Genomic DNA, 22,564 nt, shown 5'->3' on the forward strand with positions numbered 1-22,564 from the left:
AGCGTGCGCCGCGAAACCTGTGGGAGCTGGCTTGCCAGCGATAGGGCCCTCGAACACACAGCAAGTCTTCAGTTGACGCTATACCCGCGCCCAGCCAGGCAAGCGCCCATCGCCCGGCGATAGGTATCCGCCACCTGCGCCGGCGGCGCCTGGTTGGCATAGGATGGATCGAAACCACTCTGGTCCACCGCCCAGCGATGGCACTGGTAGCGATCCTGCTCCTGCTGCTGTGGCGACTGCCCCTGCATCGGGTAGGCGATCACGTCATACCCGCTACCCTGTTGCACCGGTACCGGCTGCTGCACCTGCGGCGGGTTCACCACCACATATTCCTGGCTGGCCTGCTGATACTGGTAATAGGTATCCGCCACCAGGAAGAACAGCGCCCCGCCAATCCACATCTCCCGCGCATAGTCCGGCAGGTAGCTCACCCGCACGCCATACGGCGGCGTCACCACCACGTAGCCCGAGCCATGCGGGCGATACCAGTAGCCGCCCGAGTAGAAGTAGTCCTGCCCACGATACGGCACTTTCCAATAACGATCCGGGAAGCGGTCGATGGCATGCCCCGGCCGGTACTGCGGCCCAGGGCCCCAGCCATTGCCATGCCCGCTCGGCCGCCCTGCCCAGTTCGGCTGTTGGCCACGCGGGCCGGTCTGCCAGTGCTGGTTGCCGTCGTTGCGCCGGGGGATGTCCTGGTAATAGCCCTGACGCGGCTCCTGGGTCTGCCAGACTTCTCCGGGCTTGGACTGCAGGGGCGAGCCGCCCGGACGCTGCTCACGCTGATCTCGCTGTTCGCCACGACCACGGTCATCGCCGCGATGGTCATAGTCGCCCTCGGCGAATACATTCAGGCTCACGCACAGCAGGCCGATGGCTGCCAGTGGCCAGATACGCGATGTCATGCTGTTCCTCTACCCACGTGGGATTAATCTCACGGCCACTCTAGCAGGGGCGCTCCGGCTCGGCAGGTGAAATATGGGAGCTGTAAGCCACAAGCTTCAAGCTGCAAGAAAAAGCAGTCCGCGCCGCCGCAGCCTTTTCTTATCGCTTGCGGCTTATAGCTTGCAGCTCCAATAAAAAAGGGCGACCCATGGGCCGCCCTTCGAGAAACTTGTCCTGGCTCGACGCTTGTGACGCCGGCTCACCTCACACCTGTCTTGTGGACCGTGTGTAGCTCGGGGGCCGAGCACAACCCTGTGGGATTGCTGGCCGCGACCCTCCTGATTGGGGAGGTCGCCGTGGACATGTGTCCGAGCAGTGATTCTGGAAACAATGATAGGGAAAGCGTGCAGGCACAGGATTGCGAAGATTGCGGATATAAACACCACTTGCGCAATTTTTCGCTAAATATTAATAATTACCAGCAATCCATCCATAAAAGGCCTGATCCATGAGCAAGCTGGACCGCTACGACCTGAGCATCCTCGCCGAATTGCAGCGCGATGCGCGCATCTCCAACCAGGAACTGGCCGAGCGCATCGGGTTGTCGCCATCGCCCTGCTCGCGGCGGGTCAAGCAACTGGAAGACGACGGCTTCATCTCCCGCCAGGTCGCCCTGCTCGACCGCAAGAAGCTTGGCCTGAGCCTGACCGCCTACGTGCTGATCGGCATGGACCGGCACACCCCCGAGCGCTTCGAGACCTTCGAGGCGGCGATCCGCAACCTGCCCCAGGTGCTGGAATGCAGCCTGGTGACCGGGATGGACGCCGACTACCAGCTCAAGGTGGTGGTGCCGGACATGGATCACTACCAGAAACTGCTGCTCGGCCACCTGACCCGCATCGAGGGTGTCACCAGTGTTCGCTCGAGTTTTGTCCTGAATCAGGTTTTGGCCTCGACCGAGCTGCCATTGACCCACCTGCGATAGGCGTATAATCCGGCGCTTCACGCTGCCGGAGAGAATCGATGGATCCTGTGTTGTTCGAAGAGTGGATGATGACCATCCTCGTCACCGTCCTGATTGGTTTCATGGGCTTCATCGTCTATGACCTGGCGAAGAAATCCAAGGCCGGCAAGTTCGGCACGTTCATCCTGTTTTTCGTGCTCGGGCTGGGCATCCTTGCCTTCATCATCAAGAGCGTGGTGATCACCTGGATCGAGCTCAACCAGTAAGCCTCAACGCTTCGCGGGCACTTCCTTCCACTGGCCAGGCTCGAGCCCGTCCAGCGTCCAGTCGCCGATCCTGACCCGCACCAGGCGCAGGGTCGGCAGACCCACCGCCGCCGTCATCCGACGCACCTGGCGATTGCGACCTTCCTTGATGATCAATTCCAGCCAACTGGTCGGCACGCTCTTGCGAAAGCGCACCGGCGGATTGCGCGGCCACAGCTGCGGCTCATCCAACTGACGGGCCTGGGCCGGCAGGGTCGGGCCGTCGTTCAGCTCGACGCCATCGCGCAGGCGCTGGATCTGCTCTGCCGTCGGCTCACCTTCCACCTGTACCCAATAGGTCTTCGGCAGCTTGTGCTTCGGGTCGGCGATGCGCGCCTGCAACTGGCCATCGTTGGTCAGCAGCAGCAGGCCCTCGCTGTCGCGGTCGAGGCGTCCGGCGGGATAGACACCGGGCACCGCGATGAAATCCTTGAGGGTCGCCCGCCCCTCGCCGTCGCTGAACTGGGTCAGCACGTCGAAGGGCTTGTTGAACAGGATCAACCGCGGCTCGGCCGGCGGCGCCTTGGGCGGGCGTCGCGGACCGGCGGGTTTGGCCGCGGGGCGGCGCGGCGTGTTGCGTGGGGGTAGCGGCATGAAACCTCAGCGGAACGGCGGCTCGTCGAAACTGCGCAGTTTACGCGAGTGCAGCGAGTTGAGTTCGGTGCGCAGCAGGTCGAGGGCGGCGATGCCGATCTTCAAATGCTGGCTGACCGCACGGTTGTAGAAGGCGTTGGCCGCCCCCGGCAACTTGATCTCGCTGTGCAGCGGTTTGTCCGAGACGCACAGCAGCGTGCCGTACGGCACCCGCAGGCGATAACCCTGGGCGGCGATGGTGCCGCTTTCCATGTCCACCGCCACGGCGCGGGACAGGTTGATCAGCGGTCGTTCCTCGGCCCAGCGCAGTTCCCAGTTGCGGTCGTCGTAGGTCAGCACGGTGCCGGTGCGCAGGCGCTTTTTCAGCTCGTCGCCACGCTCGCCGGTGACCTGCGCCGCCGCCTCCTGCAAGGCCAGCTGGACTTCGGCCAGGGCCGGGATCGGGATGTTCGGCGGCACCACGCGGTCCAGAATGCCGTCACGGCGCATATAGGCGTGGGCCAGCACGTAGTCGCCGATGGTCTGCGACTGCCGCAGGCCGCCGCAGTGGCCGATCATCAGCCAGCAGTGCGGACGCAGCACCGCCAGGTGGTCGGTGATGTTCTTGGCGTTGGACGGACCGACGCCGATATTGACCAGGGTGATGCCGTCGCCATCGGCGGCGATCAGGTGGTAGGCCGGCATCTGGTAGCGGTGCCAGACCACCCCGGCGACCAGGGCCTGGGCCTCGCCGTTGTCCATGGCCTTTTCGATGATCACGTTGCCCGGCAGGACCATGCGCACGAAACGCGGGTCGTCACGCAGGCGCTCCAGGCCATGGCTGATGAACTGGTCGACATAGCGGTGGTAGTTGGTCAGCAGGATCCACGGCTGCACATGGCGCCAGTCGCTGCCGGTGTAATGGACGATGCGACGCAGGGAGAAATCCACCCGTGCAGCGTCGAACAGCGCCAGCGGCAGGGTTTCGGCGCGGCCCCAGTCGTACAGGCCGTCGGCGATGCCGTCGGTGGCGGCGGACAGGTCGGTGCTGGGGAAAACCCGCGCCAGCGCGGCAGCGGTGATGCCGGTGCCGGCCAGTTCATCGCCCTGCTCGACCACGTAGGGGTAAGGAATGTTCTGCTCGCTGACACCGACTTCGACCTTGACAGTGAAGTCCTTCATCAACGGCCGCAACTGCTCCAGCAGGTAGCCTCGGAAGGCCGCCGGGTGGGTCACGGTGACGCTGTAGGTGCCCGGCAGCTGGACCTTGGCGTAGGCCCGGGTGGTCGCGGGCACTTCACCATGGCAGTGGTAGGTCAGGCGCAGCTCGGGGTAGCGGAACAGCGAACGCTCGTCGGCGTCCGGCTCGGTGCGGTCCTTCAGGTAGCGCTTGAGCGCCTGGCTCAGGGCCTCGGTGGCAGTCTGGTGCAGGGACGCCAGACGATCGACGGCTTGCTCGGCGGTTTCTACGACAACGAAGGCTTCATCAAAACGGCTCACGGGTTACTTCCTGTCTGACATGCAGGTTTCCATCTTGCCTACATCCTGTTGCAAAGGCACGCACGTTCATTGCGGCCAGTTCGGCGTCGAGCGCTGGACCAGGGCGGCGACGTCGATGCCCCGCGGCAAGGTGCCGTAGACCCTCCCGCCCTGGCCCAAGCGGCTGGCGATAAAGGCGTCGCTGACCGTGGCATTGCCCGCCTCCAGCAACAGCTTGGCCTGCAGGCCGACGGCGATGTCCTCGGTGAGCTGGCGGGCGCGGTACTGGATATCACTGGTATCGCTGAACGCAGTCTTGAGATTGGCGATATGGGCCGCCAGCCGGCGGTCGCCATGGCCATCGCCCAGTTCGATAAACAGGCTGTCGAGCACGCCCGGCTCCTTGGACAGGGCGCGCAGCACATCCAGGCATTGCACATTGCCGGAGCCTTCCCAGGTGGAGTTGACCGGCGCTTCGCGGTAGAGCCGCGGCAGGATGCTGTCCTCGACATAGCCGGCGCCGCCCATGCACTCGGCGGCCTCGTTGATCATGGCCGGGGCGCGCTTGCAGATCCAGTACTTGCCCACCGCCGTCACCAGCCGCGAGAAATGCGCCTGTTGCGGATCGTCGAGATGGTCCAGGGCCTGACCCATGCGCAGGCTCAAAGCCAGCGCCGCCTCGCTTTCCAGGGCCAGGTCGGCGATGACGTTCTGCATCAATGGCTGGTCTGCCAGCACCCGGCCGCCGACCTGGCGGTGGGCGCAGTGGTGCGCGGCCTGGGTCAGGGCCTGGCGCATCAGGGCACTGGAGCCGACCATGCAGTCGAAACGGGTCATGGCGACCATCTCGATGATGGTCGGTACGCCGCGCCCCTCCTCGCCGATCATCCAGGCCAGGGCGCCCCGGAACTCCACTTCGCTGGAGGCGTTGGACCAGTTGCCGAGCTTGTTCTTCAGGCGCTGGATATAGAACTGGTTGCGCTGGTCGTCCGGGCGATGGCGCGGCAGAAGAAAGCAGCTCAGGCCCTTGTCGGTCTGGGCCAACGTGAGGAAGGCGTCGCACATCGGCGCCGAGCAGAACCACTTGTGGCCGACCAGTTCATAGGCCTGGCCCGAACCCGGCGCGCCCACCGGATAAGCCCGGGTTGTGTTGGCACGGACATCGGTGCCGCCCTGCTTCTCGGTCATGGCCATGCCGATGGTCACCCCGGCCTTGTGCCGGTCGCCGACATTGCGCGGGTCGTATTCGGTGGCGAGGACCCTGGGCAGCCAGTATTCCGCCAGTTCGGGTTGCAGCTTCAGCGCAGGTACGGCGGCGAAGGTCATGGTCAACGGACAGCCGCTGCCGGCTTCGGCCTGGCTGTGCAGGTAGGTCATGCAGGCCCGGGCGACATGGGCGCCGTCACGGGGGTCGGTCCAGGGCAGCGACGGCAGGCCGTGCTCGATGGCCGTGCGCATCAGTTGGTGATAGGCCGGGTGGAATTCCACCAGGTCGATACGGTGACCGAAGCGGTCATGGCTGGCGAACTGCGGCTTGTTCTGGTTCGCGAGAAAACCCGCCTCCATCAGTGGCCCGCCGGCCAGGGCCCCGTAGGCATCGATCCGCGACTCGGCCCAACCGGCTCCGAACCTGCGGCCCCACTCCTGCAGTGGCAGGTCGAGGCGGTAGAGGTTGGCGCCATCGAGGGACGGCGGCTGGTTGGTGACGTCATGGGTTTCAGCGTACTGATGCAGGTTCATCCGGGGCTCCTGATAGGACGTATCTGAAAAACCCAGTGAATCACGCCTCGAACCCGGCACAAAGTGACAAAAACGCCTAACGCGGCGCGATATATCCGCCGTCCAGCGGTATGGGTATCTACACACCTTTTGAACTGAGAAGCCCCGGCAGTAGATCGCGTCAGGGCTGACAGGTGCTTGCCACGACTTCTCTAGCGCTCTTGAGATCGAGCGCCGCCCGCGCGGCGCATCGCTGGCAAGCCAGCTCCCACATTTGTTGCAACGTACCTATGCCTGTGAGGCCATAGTTGACCGCCTTGTTTGTACGACGCTATGTCGCGTCGAGCTCAACAGCCTCCCCACTATGTATCGCCGAGCCGCCAAAGGCTGGCAGCGGAGATCTCACAGGCCATGGCGCGTTGCAACAAATGTGGGAGCTGGCTTGCCAGCGATGCGCCGCGCGGGCGGCGCTCGATCTTGAGGGCGCTGAAGATCTACCGGCATGCGCCTAGTGGCCATAACGCGGTTCTCTGACAAGCACCTCGCAGCCACCACTATTCAGAAACGATGTGTACCTACCCATGCTCCAGCGGCACCGCCACGGCCAGGGCGATGCTCAGCTCGAAGCTGCTGCCCTGGCCCGGCACCGAGTTGTGGCTCAGGCGCGCGCCCATCAGTTCGGCGAGCTTGCGGCAGATCGACAGGCCGATGCCGAGACCGCCGTATTCCCGGCTCATCGAGCCATCGACCTGGAAGAAACGCTGGTACAGCAAGGAATCGTCGAGGGCGACGAAGCCGATCCCGCTGTCGCGCACGGTGAAGGTCAGGGCCAGCAAGTGCTGGCTGAGCGTGCCGCGCACCTGCAGGTTGACCCCGCCGCGATGGGTGAACTTGATGGCGTTGTCCAGCAGGTAGCCCAGGCACAGGGCCAGCTTGTGGCGGTCGCCAAGCAGGCGGTCGGCCAGGTCGTCGGCGACGTCCAGGTGCAGCAGCAGGTCCTTGTCCATGGCTGGCGAGATAAAACGCGTGCGCAGTTCCTGGACCAGTCCGCGCAGGCTGAACGACTCGACCCGGGCCTGCAGATGACCGGCCTGGAGTTCGCTGAGGATGAGGATGCCGTCGATCATGCGCAGCATGTTCTGCGCCGCGATACTGGCGGTGTGCTGGTACTGACCCAGCTCGGCGCCCATCGGTTGGGTCTGCATCAGCTCCAGCGAACCGATCACGCCGTTCATCGGCGTGCGCAGCTCGTGGGTGACGGTAGCAAGGAACTGGTCCTTGAGCTGGTTGCTGTGGGCCAGTTGGCGGTTGAGCAATTCCAGCTTCTGCCCCGTTTCGCGCAGGACCGCAGCCTTGTCCTCGCGCATGGCGTTGATCCGGTCGGCCAGGGCCAGGGACAGCAGGCAGACCTCCAGCGCCGCGCCGATCTGGCTGGCGTACATGGTCAGGAACACATTGGGCAGATGGCCGAGGACCATCAGCGTGTTGACCAGGCCACCGAGCAAAAACGCCGACCAGGCGATGATGAAGTAGCGCGCCACCCGCAGCCCGCGCCACCAGGCGAACAGCCCGGCGGCGAAGATGCACAGGGTGAAAGCCAGGGCCAGCAGGGTCGCGAGGCGCAGGGCCAGGCCGTAGCTGGAGGCCAGCGACATCAGCATAACCAGCGCCGAACACAGCACCAGCCCTTGCAGAAGCCGGTCGAAGGCCCGGCCATGGCTGGCCAGGCGCAGGAAGCTGCGGGCGAACTGGCAACCGAACAGTCCCGCCGCACCGATGAACAGCGGTGTCGAGGCATTCGCCCACCACGGGCTATCGGGCCAGAAATAGGCCACTGCAGCGCCGTTGACCGAGAGCTGGTAGAGGCCGAACGAAGCGATATAGAGGATGTACCACAGGTAACTGATATCGCGGACGCTGACATAGATGAACAGGTTGTAAACCAGCATCCCCAGCAGCACGCCGTAGATCAGCCCGAGCACATAGATCTTCGCCGGCAACGCTTCGATATAGGCCTGGGTCGACCACAAGCTCAGCGGCGCCTGCACCGAGCCTTCGCTCTGCAGGCGCAGGTAGGCGGTCAGCTCCTGGTCCGGCGCCATCGGCAGTTCGAAAACATAACTGGCCTGCTCGATCTGTCGACTGGCGTAGGGCAAGGCATCGCCAGTGCGCTGGACCAGGCGGTAGTGGCCCGTCGCATCGGGCAGATAGAGTTCGAGATGATCCAGCGGCGGATAGGCCAGTTCCAGCAGCCAGGTACGTGGCGCGGCCTTGGGCATGGCGATGTAGCGCAGGTCGACCTTGAGCCAGAACGCGGAACTCGAGTACCCGGCGTTGAGCACATCGGCATGATGGGGTTTGAAGGAAGCGGCGAAGGCAGGCGAACTGACCTGTTCGATGGAGGCGCTGCCATCAACGTCCTCGAAGACCTGCATGACGCGGCCCAGGGGCAGGTTTCGGGTCGAGTCGTCGAAGTCGACGGCCCCGGCCAGCAAGGGCAGCCAGCCCAGTAGAACGATCAGCAGATAGCGCATACAGCCCCAGCGTGGCCTGTACGGTCGCGTCGTGATGCCCCAGTCCTTGTGAGACGACGAGATCCGGCAGAGCCTGATGTCATTTTCAAAGCACTCTAGCATAGCGGCTTCGCACCACCGCCGGCGAGGCTAATATGCCTTTGACGGCTCTGGAACGGCACTTTCAGCGCATACAAGAACAATTCTTGACCAATCGACCAGAAAACTCCCAAGCGACGGCCATCCCGGCAAAAGCGTTTGGTGGTAAGCTCGCGCACCTATGACTATCTACAGCTCCCGCCCCGTTGTCCTCTGTCTCTCCGGCCACGACCCCAGTGGCGGCGCCGGCCTGCAGGCAGATATCGAAGCCCTGATCGCGCAAGGCTGTCACGCCGCTCCCGCCGTGACCGCCCTGACCGTGCAGGATACCGTCAATGTCCAGGACTTCCGCGTGCTCGACCGCGAATGGGTACTGGCCCAGGCCAATATCGTCCTCGCCGACTCCGACGTCGCGGCGGTCAAGCTGGGCATGCTCGGTTCGCTGGAAATGGTCGATACCGTGGTCGAACTGCTGACGGCCCACCCGCACCTGCCGATGGTCTGCGACCCGGTGCTGCGCGCCGGTGGTGGCGGTCGCCTGGGCAAGGACGAAGTCGGCTACGCCATGCGCGAACGCCTGCTGCCCTTGGCCACGATCGCCACGCCGAACCTGCCGGAGGCGCGCATCCTCGCCGAACTGCCGGAAGGCAGCGCCGATGAATGCGCAGAGAAGCTGCTGCCGTATGTCGAGCACCTGCTGATCACCGGCGGCCACGGCGACGAGACCGAGATCCACAACCGCCTGTACAGCCGCGACGGCCAGCGTCATACCTGGACCTGCCAGCGCCTGCCGGGCAGCTACCATGGTTCCGGCTGCACCCTGGCCAGCGCCCTGGCCGGTCGCCTGGCCCTCGGCGAGCAACTGCACAGCGCCGTGCGCAGCGCCCTGGACTACACCTGGCGGACCCTGCGCGACGCCGAACAACTGGGCAAGGGCCAATACGTGCCCCGTCGCCTGCCCCTGGATTTCTGCTCCTGAAGCAGGTTTTTTCGCTGTGAGGCGCCTGTAATGAAGCTACGCGGTCTGTATGCGATCACCGACAGCCAACTGCTGGCCGGACGTTTTCTTCCTTATGTCGAAGCCGCGCTGGAAGGCGGGGTGACCCTGCTGCAGTACCGCGACAAGAGCGACAACCAGGCCCAGCGCCTGCGCGAGGCCGAGGCCCTGCGCGATCTGTGCGAGCGCTACAAGACCCGCCTGATCATCAACGACGACGCCGAACTGGCCGCACGCCTGGGCGTCGGCCTGCACCTGGGGCAGACCGACGGTCCGCTGACCCCGGCGCGCACCTTGCTGGGCAAGGACGCGATCATCGGCTCCACCTGTCACGCACAACTAGAGCTGGCCGAGCAGGCCAGCCAGGAAGGCGCCAGCTATGTCGCCTTCGGACGCTTCTTCAATTCGCTGACCAAACCCGGTGCCCCCGCCTGCGACCTCGCCCTGATCGGCCAGGCCAAGGCGCGGGTCAAGCTGCCGGTGGCGGTGATCGGCGGCATCACCCTGGACAACGCCACGCCGCTGGTCGAGCACGGTGCCGACCTGCTGGCGGTGATCCACGGGTTGTTCGGTGCCGACAGCACGCAAGAAGTGACACGCCGCGCCCGTGCCTTCAACGCCCTTTTCTCCAGTCTCTGATTTACGAGGAACTCCCATGTCCCGTTCCGAAAGCCTGTTCGCCAGCGCCCAGAAACACATTCCCGGCGGTGTGAACTCGCCGGTCCGCGCCTTCCGCAGCGTCGGCGGCACCCCGCTGTTCTTCAAGCATGCCGAAGGTGCCTACGTCACCGACGAAGATGACAAGCGCTATGTCGACTACGTCGGCTCCTGGGGTCCGATGATCCTCGGCCACAGCCACCCGGACGTGCTGGAATCGGTGCGCAAGCAACTGGCCCACGGCCTGTCCTACGGCGCTCCGACCGCCATGGAAACCGAGATGGCCGACCTGGTCTGCTCGCTGGTGCCGTCGATGGAAATGGTGCGCATGGTCAGCTCCGGCACCGAGGCGACCATGAGCGCCATCCGCCTGGCCCGTGGCTTCACCGGTCGCGACAGCATCATCAAGTTCGAAGGCTGCTACCACGGCCACTCCGACAGCCTGCTGGTGAAAGCCGGCTCCGGCCTGCTGACCCAGGGCGTACCGAGCTCTGCCGGCGTGCCGGCGGACTTCGCCAAGCACACCCTGACCCTGCCGTTCAACGACATCGACGCGGTCGCCGAGATGCTCGGCAATGTCGGCAAGGACGTGGCCTGCATCATCGTCGAGCCGGTGGCCGGCAACATGAACTGCGTCCCGCCGGCGCCGGGCTTCCTCGAAGGCCTGCGCAGCCTGTGCGACCAGCACGGCGTGGTGCTGATCTTCGACGAAGTGATGACCGGTTTCCGCGTCGCCCTCGGCGGCGCCCAGGCGCACTACGGCGTGACCCCGGACCTGTCGACCTTCGGCAAGATCGTCGGCGGCGGCATGCCGGTCGGCTGCTTCGGCGGCAAGCGCCACATCATGGAGCAGATCGCCCCGCTGGGCCCGGTCTACCAGGCCGGCACCCTGTCCGGCAACCCGCTGGCCATGGCCGCCGGCCTGACCACCCTGAAGCTGATCAGCCGCCCGGGCTTCCACGACGAACTGAGCGCCTTCACCAGCCGCCTGCTGGATGGCCTGCAACAGCGCGCCGATGCGGCGGGCGTACCGTTCGTCACCACGCAAGCCGGTGGCATGTTCGGCCTGTACTTCACCGGTGCCGACGATATCGTGACCTTCGATGACGTGATGGGCAGCGACGTCGAGCGCTTCAAGCGCTTCTTCCACCTGATGCTGGAAGGCGGCGTGTACCTGGCGCCAAGTGCCTTCGAAGCCGGCTTCACCTCGATCGCCCACGGCGAGACCGAGCTGAAGATCACCCTGGATGCCGCCGAGCGGGCATTTGCCGCCCTGAAATAAGGCGTTCGGGAAAAAGGCAGGGGCGTCAGGCAGGTAAGCCTTTCGCCCCTGTTTTGTAAGAAAGCCCCACAGCCTTATGACGGAATTGCGCCTCATTGGCAGAAATTCTGGTAAAGACTTTGTAAGGTGGGCGCTGCTTAACCCATAATGTGCCACCAGACACACTTTGGCCGCAGCTTTGCAGAGGTAAGTCGATCACCATGAACCGCGCCGGCCGCGCCCTCGCCCTGGGCTGCCTGTTGCTACTTCAGCCCCTGCTGGCCATTGCGGCAGGCGGTAACTCGTTGCTGATCCCCACCACGGGCCGCTGCACCCTCAACACGTCCCCCGAAGAGCTCGCCGACGCCGTGAACCGCTGCAAGCAGGTCGCGCAGTCCGGTGATGCGCAGGCGCAATACGAGCTGGGCGCGTTCTATTTCGATGGCAAGAACACTCCCCGCGATCTGAACCAGGCGCTGAGCTACTTCGAACAGGCCTCGCTGCAGGGCCATGCCGATGCGCAATACAAGCTGGGGATGATGTTCGCCCGCGGCGAAGGCGTGGCGGCCAACAACGTGCAGGCCTATATCCTGCTGAAGATGGCGGCGGTCAACGGCGCCGAGGATGCGCTGGACGAGGCCGACGAAGTGTCGGCGCGGATGCAGCGCGACGAGCTGGAAAACGCCACCCAGGTGCTGGGCCAGATCTTCCGCAAATACCTGCTGGAGCTGCAGTCCGCCGACGGACGCACGCCCTTCTCGCCGCTTCCCTGAGCCTGCTTATCTTTCCGGCATCGGCATCGGGAAGGGCATGACATTGCCCGTGCCCTTGGCCTCGCTGATCTTCGGCGTGCCCAGGCGCTCCACCTCGTCGATGCGCACGATGGAATGCATCGGCACGAAGCTGCGGGTCACCCCTTCGAACTGCGCCTTGAGCTTTTCTTCGCTTGGATCGACCACCACCTGGGTGCGCTCGCCGAAAACGAACTCCTCGATTTCCAGGAAGCCCCACAGATCGCTCTGGTAGATCTGCTTGGCGTACATCTCGAACACCTGGCCCTGGTTGAGGAAGATCACTTTGTAGATGGGGGCTTCGCGCTTGGTCATGTTCGGCAGGGAGAATGGCAGTCAAAAAGGTCGCGAATCATAGCACAGGGGCCTTGGCCGGCTGGCAGTTGCTTGCCTTGACGGCATAACCGAATCGTCAACTTCCACTGCGACAATGCCCGGGCGGATCGACAGCCTGCCCCGCCATTCGCGCCCTGGCACCCCATTGATCGTTTCAGCGCTTTCGCGGCCAGGCAGTCGAGGTTATTCTTGAAACCATATTCCTTGCCCAAGGGCGGCTTAAAACAACCTTGAACGCACCCATCGAACCCCATCGTTTCATGCTCGAGCCTTTCGAAGCTCACCGTTTCGCCAATCTGTGCGGCCAGTTCGACGAGCACCTGCGCCTGATCGAGCAACGCCTGGCCATCGAGATCCGCAACCGCGGCAACCAGTTCGAACTGATCGGCGAGCCCCGGGTCACCTCCACCGCCGAGCAGCTGCTGCGCCGTCTCTATCGCGAGACCAAGGCCACCGAGCTGTCGCCGGAAATGGTCCATCTCTACCTGCAGGAATCCTCCGTCGAAGCGCTGGAAAACCCGGCGGTCAACGAAGTCAGCGTATCGCTGCGCACGCGCAAGGGCGTCATTCGTCCGCGCGGCCTCAACCAGCAGCGCTACGTCAAGGAAGTCCTCAACAACGACATCAACTTCGGCATCGGCCCCGCCGGTACCGGCAAGACCTACCTGGCCGTGGCCTGCGCCGTCGATGCGCTGGAACGCGAGCAAGTGCGGCGCATCCTGCTGGTGCGCCCGGCGGTCGAGGCGGGCGAAAAGCTCGGCTTCCTGCCCGGCGACCTGGCGCAGAAGATCGACCCGTACCTGCGTCCGCTGTACGACGCACTGTATGAAATGCTCGGCTTCGAACACGTGGCCAAGCTGATCGAGCGCCAGGTGATCGAGATCGCCCCGCTGGCCTACATGCGCGGCCGCACCCTGAACAACAGCTTCATCATCCTCGACGAAAGCCAGAACACCACGGTCGAGCAGATGAAGATGTTCCTGACCCGCATCGGTTTCGGCTCCACCGCCGTGATCACCGGCGACATCACCCAGGTCGACCTGCCGCGTGGCACCAAGTCCGGCCTGGCCCATGTCATCCAGGTGCTCAAGGACGTGCCGGGCATCAGCTTCACCCACTTCCAGCCGAAGGACGTGGTGCGCCACCCACTGGTACAGCGCATCGTCGAAGCCTACGAGCGTTTCGACGACCAGCAGGCCGAAGGCAACCCACGCAATGCTTGAACTGGACCTGCAGATCGCGACCGAAGCGGCCGCGCCCGACGAAGCCCTGTTCCGCCGCTGGTGCGAACTGGCCCTGCGCCAGCGCACGGCGGATTCGGAAATGACCATCCGTCTGGTGGATGAAGCCGAAGGCCGCGAGCTGAATCACACCTACCGGCACAAGGACTACGCCACCAACGTCCTGTCCTTCCCCGCCGACGTACCTGACGACATGCTCGATATCCCGCTGCTGGGCGATCTGGTGATCTGCGTCGCGGTGGTCGAGCGCGAGGCCGCCGAGCAAGGCAAATCCCTCGAGGCCCACTGGGCGCACCTGGTCATCCACGGCTGCCTGCACCTGCTGGGCTACGACCACATCGACGACGATGAGGCCGAGGAAATGGAAGCGCTGGAACGAACGTTGCTTGCCGAACTGGGTCATCCGGACCCTTACGCCGACGACGAAGACGACACCCCACACACTGAAAACAGCAAGGATCACGAGTAACCGCCATGAGCGAAGATCGATCGAGCAACGGGCAGAAGTCATGGCTTGGCAAGCTGACCCAGGCTTTTGCCCATGAGCCGAAAAACCGCCAGGAGCTCCTTGAGCTGCTGCGCGAAGCCCACCAGAACAAGCTGCTCGACAGCGAAGCCCTGACCATCGTCGAAGGCGCCATCCAGGTCGCCGACCTGCAGGTCCGCGACATCATGGTGCCGCGCTCGCAGATGATCAGCATCAAGGCCTCGCAGTCGCCGCGGGAGTTCCTGCCGGCGATCATCGACGCCGCGCACTCGCGCTATCCGGTGATCGGCGAAAGCCATGACGATGTCCTCGGCGTGCTGCTGGCCAAGGACCTGTTGCCGTTGATCCTCAAGGAGAACGGCGACAGCTTCAATATCAAGGACCTGCTCCGCCCGGCCACCTTCGTGCCCGAGTCCAAGCGCCTCAACGTGCTGCTGCGCGAATTCCGCGCCAACCACAACCACATGGCCATCGTCATCGACGAATACGGCGGCGTGGCGGGGCTGGTGACCATCGAGGATGTGCTGGAGCAGATCGTCGGCGATATCGAGGACGAGCACGACGTCGAGGAAGACAGCTACATCAAGCCGCTGCCCAGCGGTGACTTCCTGGTCAAGGCACTGACGCCGATCGAGAACTTCAACGAGTTCTTCGACAGCGAGTTCTCCGACGACGAGTTCGACACCGTTGGCGGCCTGGTCATGAGCGCCTTCGGGCACCTGCCCAAGCGCAATGAAACCACTGAAATCGGGCCTTACCGCTTCCGTATCCTCAACGCCGACAGCCGCCGGATACACTTGCTGCGCCTGACACCCGTCACCCGTTAAGGACAACCATGCGCTGGATCACCCGCCCCGGCTGGCCCGGTAACCTGCTGGCCGTGGCGGCCGGCGCCCTGACCACTCCGGCCCTGGCCCCGTTCGACCTCTGGCCTCTGGCCCTGGTCGCCCTGGGCCTGTTCTACCTCGGCCTGCGCGAGCTGAGCCCGCGCCAGGCACTCTGGCGCGGCTGGCACTACGGCTTCGGCCTGTTCGCCGCCGGCACCTGGTGGATCTACGTCAGCATCCACGACTACGGCGGCGCCTCGGCGTTGCTGGCCGGTGGCTTGATGCTGGCCTTCTTCGCCGCCATCGCCTGGTTTTTCGCCCTGCCCGCCTGGGTCTGGGCGCGCTGGCTGCGGCGCAACGAAGCACCGCTGGCTGACGCCCTCGGCTTTGCCGCCTTGTGGCTGGGCCAGGAAGCCTTCCGTGGCTGGTTCCTCACCGGGTTCCCCTGGCTCTACGCTGGCTACAGCCAGCTCGACGGCCCCCTGGCCGGCCTTGCGCCGCTGGGTGGCATGTGGCTGATCTCCTTCACCCTGGCCCTGACCGCTGCGCTGCTGTGCAACCTGCATCGCCTGCGCCAGCGCAAGGCATTCCTGGCTGCCGGCATCGCGCTGCTGATCGGTCCATGGGCCGTCGGCCTCGCACTGAAAGGCCACGCCTGGACCGTGCCGTCCGGCGAGCCGCTGCGGGTCGCGGCGATCCAGGGCAATATCGAACAAAGCCTGAAGTGGGAACCGGATCAGTTGCGTCATCAACTGGAGCTGTACCGCGACATGAGCTTCACCAGCAAGCCGGCGGACCTGATCGTCTGGCCGGAAACGGCGGTGCCGGTGTTCAAGGACAGCGTCCAGGGCTACCTGGACATGATGAGCGGCTTTGCCGGCGACCGGCATTCGGCGCTGATCACCGGGGTACCGGTACGTCTGTTCGAGCATGGGCAACGCCGTTACTTCAACGGCATCACCGCCATGGGTGAAGGCGACGGTACCTACCTCAAGCAGAAACTGGTGCCGTTCGGCGAATACGTACCGCTGCAGGACCTGCTACGCGGCGTGATCGAGTTCTTCGACCTGCCGATGTCCGACTTCGCCCGCGGCCCGGCCGACCAGGCGCTGCTGCAGGCCAAGGGCTACCAGTTGGCACCGTTCATCTGCTACGAAGTGGTCTATCCGGAGCTGGCCGCCAGCCTGGCGGCGCGCAGCGACATTCTGCTGACCATCAGCAACGACACCTGGTTCGGCAAGTCCATCGGCCCGCTGCAGCACCTGCAGATGGCACAGATGCGTGCGCTGGAGGCCGGACGCTGGATGATCCGCGCGACCAACAACGGGGTGACCGGGTTGATCGACCCGTTTGGCCGGGTGACGGCGCAGATTCCGCAGTTCGAGCGGGGGATTCTCTATGGTGACGTGGTGCCGATGCAGCAGTTGACGCCGTATCTGCAATGGCGTTCGTGGCCGCTGATCATCCTGTGCACCTTGCTGCTGGGCTGGGCGCTGGTTACCAGCCGGATCGCCAAGACCGTCTGATTTGGAGTGTTGCTAATGGCCTCATCGCCGGCAACGCCGGCTCCCACAGGTATTGCGTGCGCCGCAGAACCCTGTGGGAGCTGGCTTGCCAGCGATGAGGCCATCAAAAACAACTCAATAGAACAGCCGATAACCGATCAACCCGGCCACCTCATTGAACAGCTGGCCGTTCTGCCACACCGCCTTGCTATCCGGCACCCAGCCGCCGAACGGCCGTCCGTTGTCGACCCCCATGAACCCCACCGGCGCCCCCACCACGTCGAAGCCGGCCCGCTGGAAACTCCACACCGAGCGCTGCATATGCCAGGCCTGGGTCACCACCACCACCCGCCTGACGCCTTGTGGCAGAAGGATCGCCGCGCTCAGTTCGGCGTTTTCCCAGGTGGTGCGGCTCTCCTCTTCCAGCCAACGCACTGGCACTCCGAAATCGCGCTGCAACGAGTCCGCCATCAACCGCGCCTCGCTCGGCGGCGAGCCGTAGTGCAGACCACCGCTCGTCAATAGCGGCAGCCCCGAAGCCTTGGCCAACTGCGCCGCATAGCGCATGCGCTCCAGGACCACGCCGGTCGGCTGGTCCTGCCCGCCCCAGGCCGGATCACCGCGCTCACGCCCCGCCCCCAGGACAACGATCGCATCTGCCCGCCCGGCCAACCCCGCCCACTCGCTCACCGCCAGGGGCGGCACGGTCTCGATTCGTCCGGCCAGATGCTGCATCACCACCGGCAGGCTCATCAGCCACAACCCGCCCAGCCCGCCGATAAAGCACACGCGCGCCGTGCGCGGCCACGATGTGCGCAACCACCAGGCCACGAGCAGCAAAAGCAGCAGCACACCTGGCGGCATCAACCATTGCTTGATGAAAAAGCGAAGCGGCATTGGGCATCTCCCTGAAAGTGCCGCAAGCCTAATGAAAAACGGCGCCTGGCAAAACCAGGCGCCGGTCAGAGACGAGAATCCCGCGTGGCGCACTCCATCCTGCGCCGTTGATATCCCGAACGATTATTTGCAGTTCAGCGTTCTGGACTTGAGTGCTGTGGCGGAACGTTTCCGGTCCTTGAGCCAGATGACCCGGCCCGGGGTGGGCGTTTCTACCGGGGGTAAAGCGACGGAAATCTTCTGGCCCCGCGCCGGAGCGGCTTCCAGCCAGGCCTTGATGACGTCGAACTCGGCACGGCTGAGGCCGCGCAACTCAAGCTCGGCGGGCATTTCATCGCGCAATCGCAGCGAGGTGCGGGCCGTGTCCAGGGCCAGTCCCAGGCGGTCGATCAGGCGTTCGTAGACTTCCGGTTTCGGTGCATGTTGCTGCGACTCTCCCATCCGTTCACCTCATTGAAGATAAAATTCATCTCCCCCACGAATGAGCTTAGCGTCACCCGGGAAACCGGCCGGACGCCGCGACCAACGGCCCGCGGCGGCGCCTGGCGATGCAATCAGGGTTTCCCACGACCATTGGGGGTCATGTATGCTACGGCGTTTCTTGACACCGGATTGCCGGGCGAAAACGGTCAGCGACCAGCCTGGATAAGGTCTCCCATTTCTCAGCGCAAAGTAGCCATGCACGAACACTATCAGCCCCGCGAAATCGAAGCCGCCGCCCAGTCCTACTGGGACGAGCACAAGTCTTTTGAAGTCAGTGAACAGCCAGGCAAGGACACCTACTACTGCCTGTCGATGTTCCCGTACCCGAGCGGCAAGCTACACATGGGCCACGTGCGCAACTACACCATCGGCGACGTGATCGCGCGCTACCAGCGCATGCTCGGCAAGAACGTCCTGCAGCCGATGGGCTGGGACGCCTTCGGCATGCCGGCAGAAAACGCCGCGATGAAGAACAACGTCGCGCCGGCCAAGTGGACCTACGAGAACATCGCCTACATGAAAGCCCAGCTGAAAAGCCTGGGCCTGGCGATCGACTGGTCCCGCGAGGTCACCACCTGCAAGCCGGACTACTACCGCTGGGAACAATGGCTGTTCACCCGCCTGTTCGAAAAAGGCGTGATCTACCGCAAGAACGGTACCGTGAACTGGGACCCGGCCGACCAGACCGTGCTGGCCAACGAGCAGGTCATCGACGGCCGTGGCTGGCGTTCGGGCGCGCTGATCGAGAAGCGCGAAATCCCGATGTACTACTTCAAGATCACCGACTACGCCGACGAGCTGCTGGAAAGCCTCGACGAGCTGCCGGGCTGGCCCGAGCAGGTCAAGACCATGCAGCGCAACTGGATCGGCAAGTCCCGCGGCATGGAAGTGCAGTTCCCTTATGACGAGGCCAGCATCGGCCAGTCCGGCGCACTGAAAGTCTTCACCACCCGTCCGGACACCCTGATGGGCGCCACCTACGTCGCCGTTGCCGCCGAGCACCCGCTGGCCACCCTGGCCGCCCAGGGCAACCCGGCGCTGCAAGCCTTCATCGACGAGTGCAAGAGCGGCAGCGTGGCCGAAGCCGACATCGCCACCCAGGAGAAGAAAGGCGTTGCCACTTCCCTGATGGTCCGCCACCCGCTGACCGGCGAGAAACTGCCGGTATGGGTCGCCAACTACGTGCTGATGCACTACGGCGACGGTGCGGTCATGGCCGTTCCGGCCCACGACGAGCGTGACTTCGAGTTCGCCAGCAAGTACCAGTTGCCGATCAAGGCCGTGGTCCGCACCAGCGCCGGCGACGAAGTCGGTACTGAGTGGCAGGCCGCGTACGGCGAGCATGGCCAACTGATCAACTCCGGCGAATTCGACGGCCTGGACTTCGCCGGCGCCTTCGACGCCATCGAAGCCGCGCTGATCAGCAAGGAACTGGGCAAATCCCGTACCCAGTTCCGCCTGCGCGACTGGGGCATCAGCCGCCAGCGCTACTGGGGCTGCCCGATCCCGATCATCCACTGCCCGTCCTGCGGCGATGTGCCGGTGCCGGAAGACCAGTTGCCGGTCACCCTGCCGGAGAACGTGGTGCCGGACGGCGCCGGTTCGCCACTGGCGCGGATGCCCGAGTTCTACGAGTGCACCTGCCCGAAATGCGGTACTGCGGCCAAGCGCGAAACCGACACCATGGACACCTTCGTCGAGTCGTCCTGGTACTTCGCCCGCTACGCCTCGCCGAACTACGAGGGTGGCCTGGTGGATCCGAAAGCCGCCAACCACTGGCTGCCGGTCGACCAGTACATCGGCGGTATCGAACACGCCATCCTGCACCTGCTCTACGCGCGCTTCTTCCACAAGCTGATGCGTGACGAAGGCCTGGTCAGCTCGAACGAGCCGTTCAAGAACCTGCTGACCCAGGGCATGGTGGTCGCTGAGACCTACTACCGCGTCGCGGCCAACGGCGGCAAGGACTGGTTCAACCCGGCCGACGTCGAGATCGAGCGTGATGCCAAGGCCAAGATCATCGGCGCCCGCCTGAAGACCGACGGCCTGCCGGTGGAAATCGGTGGCACCGAGAAGATGTCCAAGTCGAAGAACAACGGCGTCGACCCGCAGGCCATGATCGATGCCTACGGCGCCGACACCTGCCGCCTGTTCATGATGTTCGCCTCGCCGCCCGACATGAGCCTGGAATGGTCCGACTCCGGTGTCGAGGGTGCGAGCCGCTTCCTGCGCCGTGTCTGGCGCCTGGCCCAGGCCCATGTGGCCCAGGGCTTGCCGGCCAAGGCTGATTTCTCGGCGCTGGACGACGCACAGAAAGCCGTACGTCGCGCCACGCACCTGGCGATCCGTCAGGCCAGCATCGATGTCGGTCAGCACCACAAGTTCAACACCGCCATCGCCCAGGTGATGACCCTGATGAACGTGCTGGAAAAAGCCTCGCAAACCAGCGAACTGGATCGCGCCCTGATCCAGGAAGGCCTGGAAGCCGTGACCCTGATCCTCGCCCCGATCACCCCGCACATCAGCCACGGCCTGTGGCAGAGCCTGGGTCACCAGGGTGCGGCGATCGATGCCGGCTGGCCGAGCGTCGACGACAGCGCGCTGGTACAGGACAGCATCCAGCTGGTCATCCAGGTCAACGGCAAGCTCCGTGGCCAGATCGACATGCCGGCCGGTGCCAGCCGCGAGGAAGTAGAAGCCGCCGCGCGCAGCAACGAGAACGTGCTGCGCTTCACCGAAGGCCTGAGCATCCGCAAGGTCATCGTGGTTCCCGGCAAGCTGGTCAACATCGTCGCCAACTGACAGGATCGGGCGCCTTGCGGGGCGCCCGTACAGATATCCCCAAAGGTTTCCAGGGAGCAACAAGATGATCAAACGCAATCTGCTGGTGATGGGCCTGGCCGTAATGCTCAGCGCCTGCGGTTTCCACCTGCGCGGTACCGATAGCAACGAGCTGGCGATCAAGGAGCTCGAAGTCAGCGCGCGCAACGCTTACGGCGAGACGGTCACCCAACTGCGCGACGTTCTGAAGAACAGCGGCGTCAACGTCCATAGCGGCGCACCGTACAGGCTGGTTCTGACCAACGAGGCCGAAACCCAGCGTGCAGCCAGTTATGCCGGCAGCGGCCGTTCGGTGGAGTACGAACTGCAAACCCAATTGAGCTACGACATCCAGGGCCGCAACAACACCGTCCTGCTGAGCGACAAGCTCGAAGTGCAGAAGGTCTACCTGTATGACGGCAACAACATCACAGGCTCCGGCCAGGAGTCCGGACAGATTCGCAAGGAAATGCGCCGCGAGCTGGTACAACGGATGATCCTGCGCCTGCAGCAACTGACGCCTGCCCAACTGGATGAACTGCAAGCCAAGGCTGACGACCGCGCCAAAGCCGAAGCGGCGGCACTGGAAGCCGCCCAACGTGCCCAGGATGCCCAGCCACAGCAATCGCCGCTGGAAATTCCGGCCAACTGAGAGCGGACGGGGCGCTTCGGCGCCCCGACTTCTTTATGAAACTTGCCCCCGCCCAACTCAACAAACACCTGCAAGGCGCCCTTGCCCCGGTCTACGTGGTCAGCGGCGACGATCCGCTGCTGTGCCAGGAAGCCGCCGATTCCATTCGCCTGGCCGCGCGCCAGCAAGGCTTCGACGAGCGCCAGGTATTCAGCGCCGACGCCAACTTCGACTGGGGCACCCTGCTCCAGGCCGGTGCCAGCCTTTCCTTGTTCGCCCAGAAACGCGTGCTGGAGCTGCGCCTGCCCTCCGGCAAGCCCGGCGATAAAGGCGCCGCAGCGCTGATCGAATATTGCTCGCGCCCCGCTGACGACACCCTGCTGCTGGTCAGCCTGCCCAAGCTTGATGGCAGCGCGCAGAAAACCAAGTGGGGCAAGGCGCTGATCGATGGCCAGCAGGTCCAGTTCATCCAGATCTGGCCCGTGGATACCCAGCAACTGCCGCAATGGATCAACCAGCGCCTGGCCCAGGCCGGGCTCTCTGCGCAACGCGACGCTGTAGAGCTGATCGCGGCGCGGGTCGAGGGCAACCTGCTGGCGGCCGCCCAGGAAATCGAAAAGCTCAAGCTGCTGGCCGACGGCAACACCATCACCGTGGAAACCGTGCAGGGTGCCGTGGCGGACAGCGCGCGCTTCGATGTCTTCGGCCTGGTAGACGCCGTGCTCAATGGCGAAGCGGCCCATGCCCTGCGTATGCTCGAGGGCCTGCGCGGCGAAGGCGTCGAGCCACCGGTGATCCTTTGGGCCCTGGCCCGGGAGCTGCGGGTGCTGACCGGCCTGGCCCAGCAATTCAGCCAGGGCGTGCCACTGGACAAGGCCTTCAGCCAGGCCAAGCCACCGGTGTGGGACAAACGCCGCCCGCTGATGAGCAAGGCCCTGCAGCGCCATTCGGCGCAACGCTGGGGCCAGTTGCTGTTCGACGCCCAGCGCATCGATGCGCAGATCAAGGGCCAGGCCCAGGGGTCGCCATGGACCAGCCTGACCCGCCTGTCGCTGCTGATGGCCGGCCAGCGCCTGGCGTTGCCGGCGGAGTGA

At 64.5% G+C, this 22,564-nt stretch carries 21 protein-coding genes; 13 read left to right on the forward strand and 8 right to left on the reverse strand.

The genetic code is table 11. The features are described from left to right. Positions 1 to 68: 68 nt before the first annotated feature. Positions 69 to 905, reverse strand: a complete 837-nt coding sequence (locus tag AC2CQI_RS16960; protein WP_484577392.1) for a DUF6515 family protein — start codon at positions 903 to 905, stop codon at positions 69 to 71. Positions 906 to 1,393: 488 nt separating this feature from the next. Between AC2CQI_RS16960 and AC2CQI_RS16965 the strand changes: the two genes are divergently transcribed. After that, the gene (locus tag AC2CQI_RS16965; protein WP_009394930.1) at positions 1,394 to 1,870 is read left to right on the forward strand and encodes an Lrp/AsnC family transcriptional regulator; all 477 of its coding nucleotides are present in this window, start codon (positions 1,394 to 1,396) and stop codon (positions 1,868 to 1,870) included. A 38-nt stretch (positions 1,871 to 1,908) separates the two neighbouring features. Then, positions 1,909 to 2,115, forward strand: a complete 207-nt coding sequence (locus AC2CQI_RS16970) for a DUF2788 domain-containing protein (protein WP_075802220.1) — start codon at positions 1,909 to 1,911, stop codon at positions 2,113 to 2,115. Between the two features lie 3 nt (positions 2,116 to 2,118). On the opposite strand, the gene AC2CQI_RS16975 is transcribed toward AC2CQI_RS16970, so the two are convergent. The 4 genes from AC2CQI_RS16975 to AC2CQI_RS16990 all read right to left on the reverse strand — a co-directional run bounded on the left by AC2CQI_RS16975 (position 2,119) and on the right by AC2CQI_RS16990 (position 8,459). Next, positions 2,119 to 2,748 carry an rRNA large subunit pseudouridine synthase E gene (locus AC2CQI_RS16975; protein WP_484577393.1) on the reverse strand — a complete coding sequence of 210 codons (630 nt, stop codon included), beginning with the start codon at positions 2,746 to 2,748 and terminating at the stop codon, positions 2,119 to 2,121. Between the two features lie 6 nt (positions 2,749 to 2,754). Next, entirely contained in the window at positions 2,755 to 4,227 is a 1,473-nt protein-coding gene (amn, locus tag AC2CQI_RS16980; RefSeq protein ID WP_075802222.1) for an AMP nucleosidase, read from the reverse strand. 66 nt (positions 4,228 to 4,293) lie between these two features. Beyond that, positions 4,294 to 5,946 (reverse strand): acyl-CoA dehydrogenase family protein, encoded by a 1,653-nt coding sequence (locus tag AC2CQI_RS16985; RefSeq protein WP_484577394.1) that lies wholly within the window; start codon positions 5,944 to 5,946, stop codon positions 4,294 to 4,296. A gap of 554 nt (positions 5,947 to 6,500) precedes the next feature. Beyond that, on the reverse strand, positions 6,501 to 8,459 hold the full coding sequence (locus AC2CQI_RS16990) for a sensor histidine kinase (RefSeq protein ID WP_484577395.1): 1,959 nt from the start codon (positions 8,457 to 8,459) through the stop codon (positions 6,501 to 6,503). Between the two features lie 259 nt (positions 8,460 to 8,718). On the opposite strand from AC2CQI_RS16990, the gene AC2CQI_RS16995 reads away from it, so the two are divergent. The 4 genes from AC2CQI_RS16995 (at position 8,719) to AC2CQI_RS17010 (ending at position 12,225) form a co-directional block, all read left to right on the forward strand. Further along, complete coding sequence (locus tag AC2CQI_RS16995; protein ID WP_484577396.1) at positions 8,719 to 9,516, forward strand: hydroxymethylpyrimidine/phosphomethylpyrimidine kinase; 798 nt, start codon at positions 8,719 to 8,721, stop codon at positions 9,514 to 9,516. A 30-nt stretch (positions 9,517 to 9,546) separates the two neighbouring features. After that, positions 9,547 to 10,173: a thiamine phosphate synthase gene (gene thiE / locus AC2CQI_RS17000; RefSeq protein WP_484577397.1), complete on the forward strand. Its 627-nt coding sequence runs from the start codon at positions 9,547 to 9,549 to the stop codon at positions 10,171 to 10,173. Between the two features lie 16 nt (positions 10,174 to 10,189). Then, on the forward strand, positions 10,190 to 11,473 hold the full coding sequence (hemL, locus tag AC2CQI_RS17005; protein WP_484577398.1) for a glutamate-1-semialdehyde 2,1-aminomutase: 1,284 nt from the start codon (positions 10,190 to 10,192) through the stop codon (positions 11,471 to 11,473). Between the two features lie 200 nt (positions 11,474 to 11,673). Beyond that, on the forward strand, positions 11,674 to 12,225 hold the full coding sequence (locus AC2CQI_RS17010; RefSeq protein ID WP_075802228.1) for a tetratricopeptide repeat protein: 552 nt from the start codon (positions 11,674 to 11,676) through the stop codon (positions 12,223 to 12,225). Positions 12,226 to 12,231: 6 nt separating this feature from the next. Here AC2CQI_RS17010 and AC2CQI_RS17015 read toward each other — a convergent pair whose 3' ends face one another. Next, the gene (locus AC2CQI_RS17015) at positions 12,232 to 12,558 is read right to left on the reverse strand and encodes a DUF1820 family protein (RefSeq protein ID WP_484577399.1); all 327 of its coding nucleotides are present in this window, start codon (positions 12,556 to 12,558) and stop codon (positions 12,232 to 12,234) included. A gap of 251 nt (positions 12,559 to 12,809) precedes the next feature. Here AC2CQI_RS17015 and AC2CQI_RS17020 point away from each other — a divergent pair, with 251 nt between their 5' ends. The 4 genes from AC2CQI_RS17020 to lnt are packed head-to-tail and all read left to right on the forward strand — an operon-like array spanning position 12,810 to position 16,660. Next, positions 12,810 to 13,802 carry a PhoH family protein gene (locus AC2CQI_RS17020; protein ID WP_075802230.1) on the forward strand — a complete coding sequence of 331 codons (993 nt, stop codon included), beginning with the start codon at positions 12,810 to 12,812 and terminating at the stop codon, positions 13,800 to 13,802. Continuing rightward, positions 13,795 to 14,289 carry an rRNA maturation RNase YbeY gene (ybeY, locus tag AC2CQI_RS17025; protein WP_075802231.1) on the forward strand — a complete coding sequence of 165 codons (495 nt, stop codon included), beginning with the start codon at positions 13,795 to 13,797 and terminating at the stop codon, positions 14,287 to 14,289. The genes AC2CQI_RS17020 and ybeY overlap by 8 nt, the downstream gene beginning before the upstream one ends. 5 nt (positions 14,290 to 14,294) lie before the next feature. Further along, positions 14,295 to 15,134 (forward strand): CorC family transporter, encoded by an 840-nt coding sequence (locus AC2CQI_RS17030; protein WP_075802232.1) that lies wholly within the window; start codon positions 14,295 to 14,297, stop codon positions 15,132 to 15,134. An 8-nt stretch (positions 15,135 to 15,142) separates the two neighbouring features. Further along, the gene (gene lnt, locus AC2CQI_RS17035) at positions 15,143 to 16,660 is read left to right on the forward strand and encodes an apolipoprotein N-acyltransferase (RefSeq protein WP_075802233.1); all 1,518 of its coding nucleotides are present in this window, start codon (positions 15,143 to 15,145) and stop codon (positions 16,658 to 16,660) included. A gap of 114 nt (positions 16,661 to 16,774) precedes the next feature. On the opposite strand, the gene AC2CQI_RS17040 is transcribed toward lnt, so the two are convergent. Together AC2CQI_RS17040 and AC2CQI_RS17045 are read right to left on the reverse strand one after the other, a co-directional pair. Further along, positions 16,775 to 17,536 (reverse strand): YdcF family protein, encoded by a 762-nt coding sequence (locus AC2CQI_RS17040; RefSeq protein WP_484577400.1) that lies wholly within the window; start codon positions 17,534 to 17,536, stop codon positions 16,775 to 16,777. Positions 17,537 to 17,659: 123 nt separating this feature from the next. After that, positions 17,660 to 17,977: a hypothetical protein gene (locus AC2CQI_RS17045; protein ID WP_075802235.1), complete on the reverse strand. Its 318-nt coding sequence runs from the start codon at positions 17,975 to 17,977 to the stop codon at positions 17,660 to 17,662. Positions 17,978 to 18,214: 237 nt separating this feature from the next. Here AC2CQI_RS17045 and leuS point away from each other — a divergent pair, with 237 nt between their 5' ends. The 3 genes from leuS (at position 18,215) to holA (ending at position 22,564) form a co-directional block, all read left to right on the forward strand. Then, positions 18,215 to 20,821, forward strand: a complete 2,607-nt coding sequence (leuS, locus tag AC2CQI_RS17050) for a leucine--tRNA ligase (protein ID WP_484577401.1) — start codon at positions 18,215 to 18,217, stop codon at positions 20,819 to 20,821. A gap of 64 nt (positions 20,822 to 20,885) precedes the next feature. Further along, positions 20,886 to 21,491, forward strand: coding sequence for an LPS-assembly lipoprotein LptE (locus AC2CQI_RS17055; RefSeq protein WP_484577402.1), 606 nt, complete (start codon positions 20,886 to 20,888; stop codon positions 21,489 to 21,491). Positions 21,492 to 21,526: 35 nt separating this feature from the next. Continuing rightward, positions 21,527 to 22,564: a DNA polymerase III subunit delta gene (gene holA, locus AC2CQI_RS17060; RefSeq protein ID WP_075802238.1), complete on the forward strand. Its 1,038-nt coding sequence runs from the start codon at positions 21,527 to 21,529 to the stop codon at positions 22,562 to 22,564.

The sequence above is a fragment of the Pseudomonas sp. P2S-1 genome (assembly GCF_057197725.1).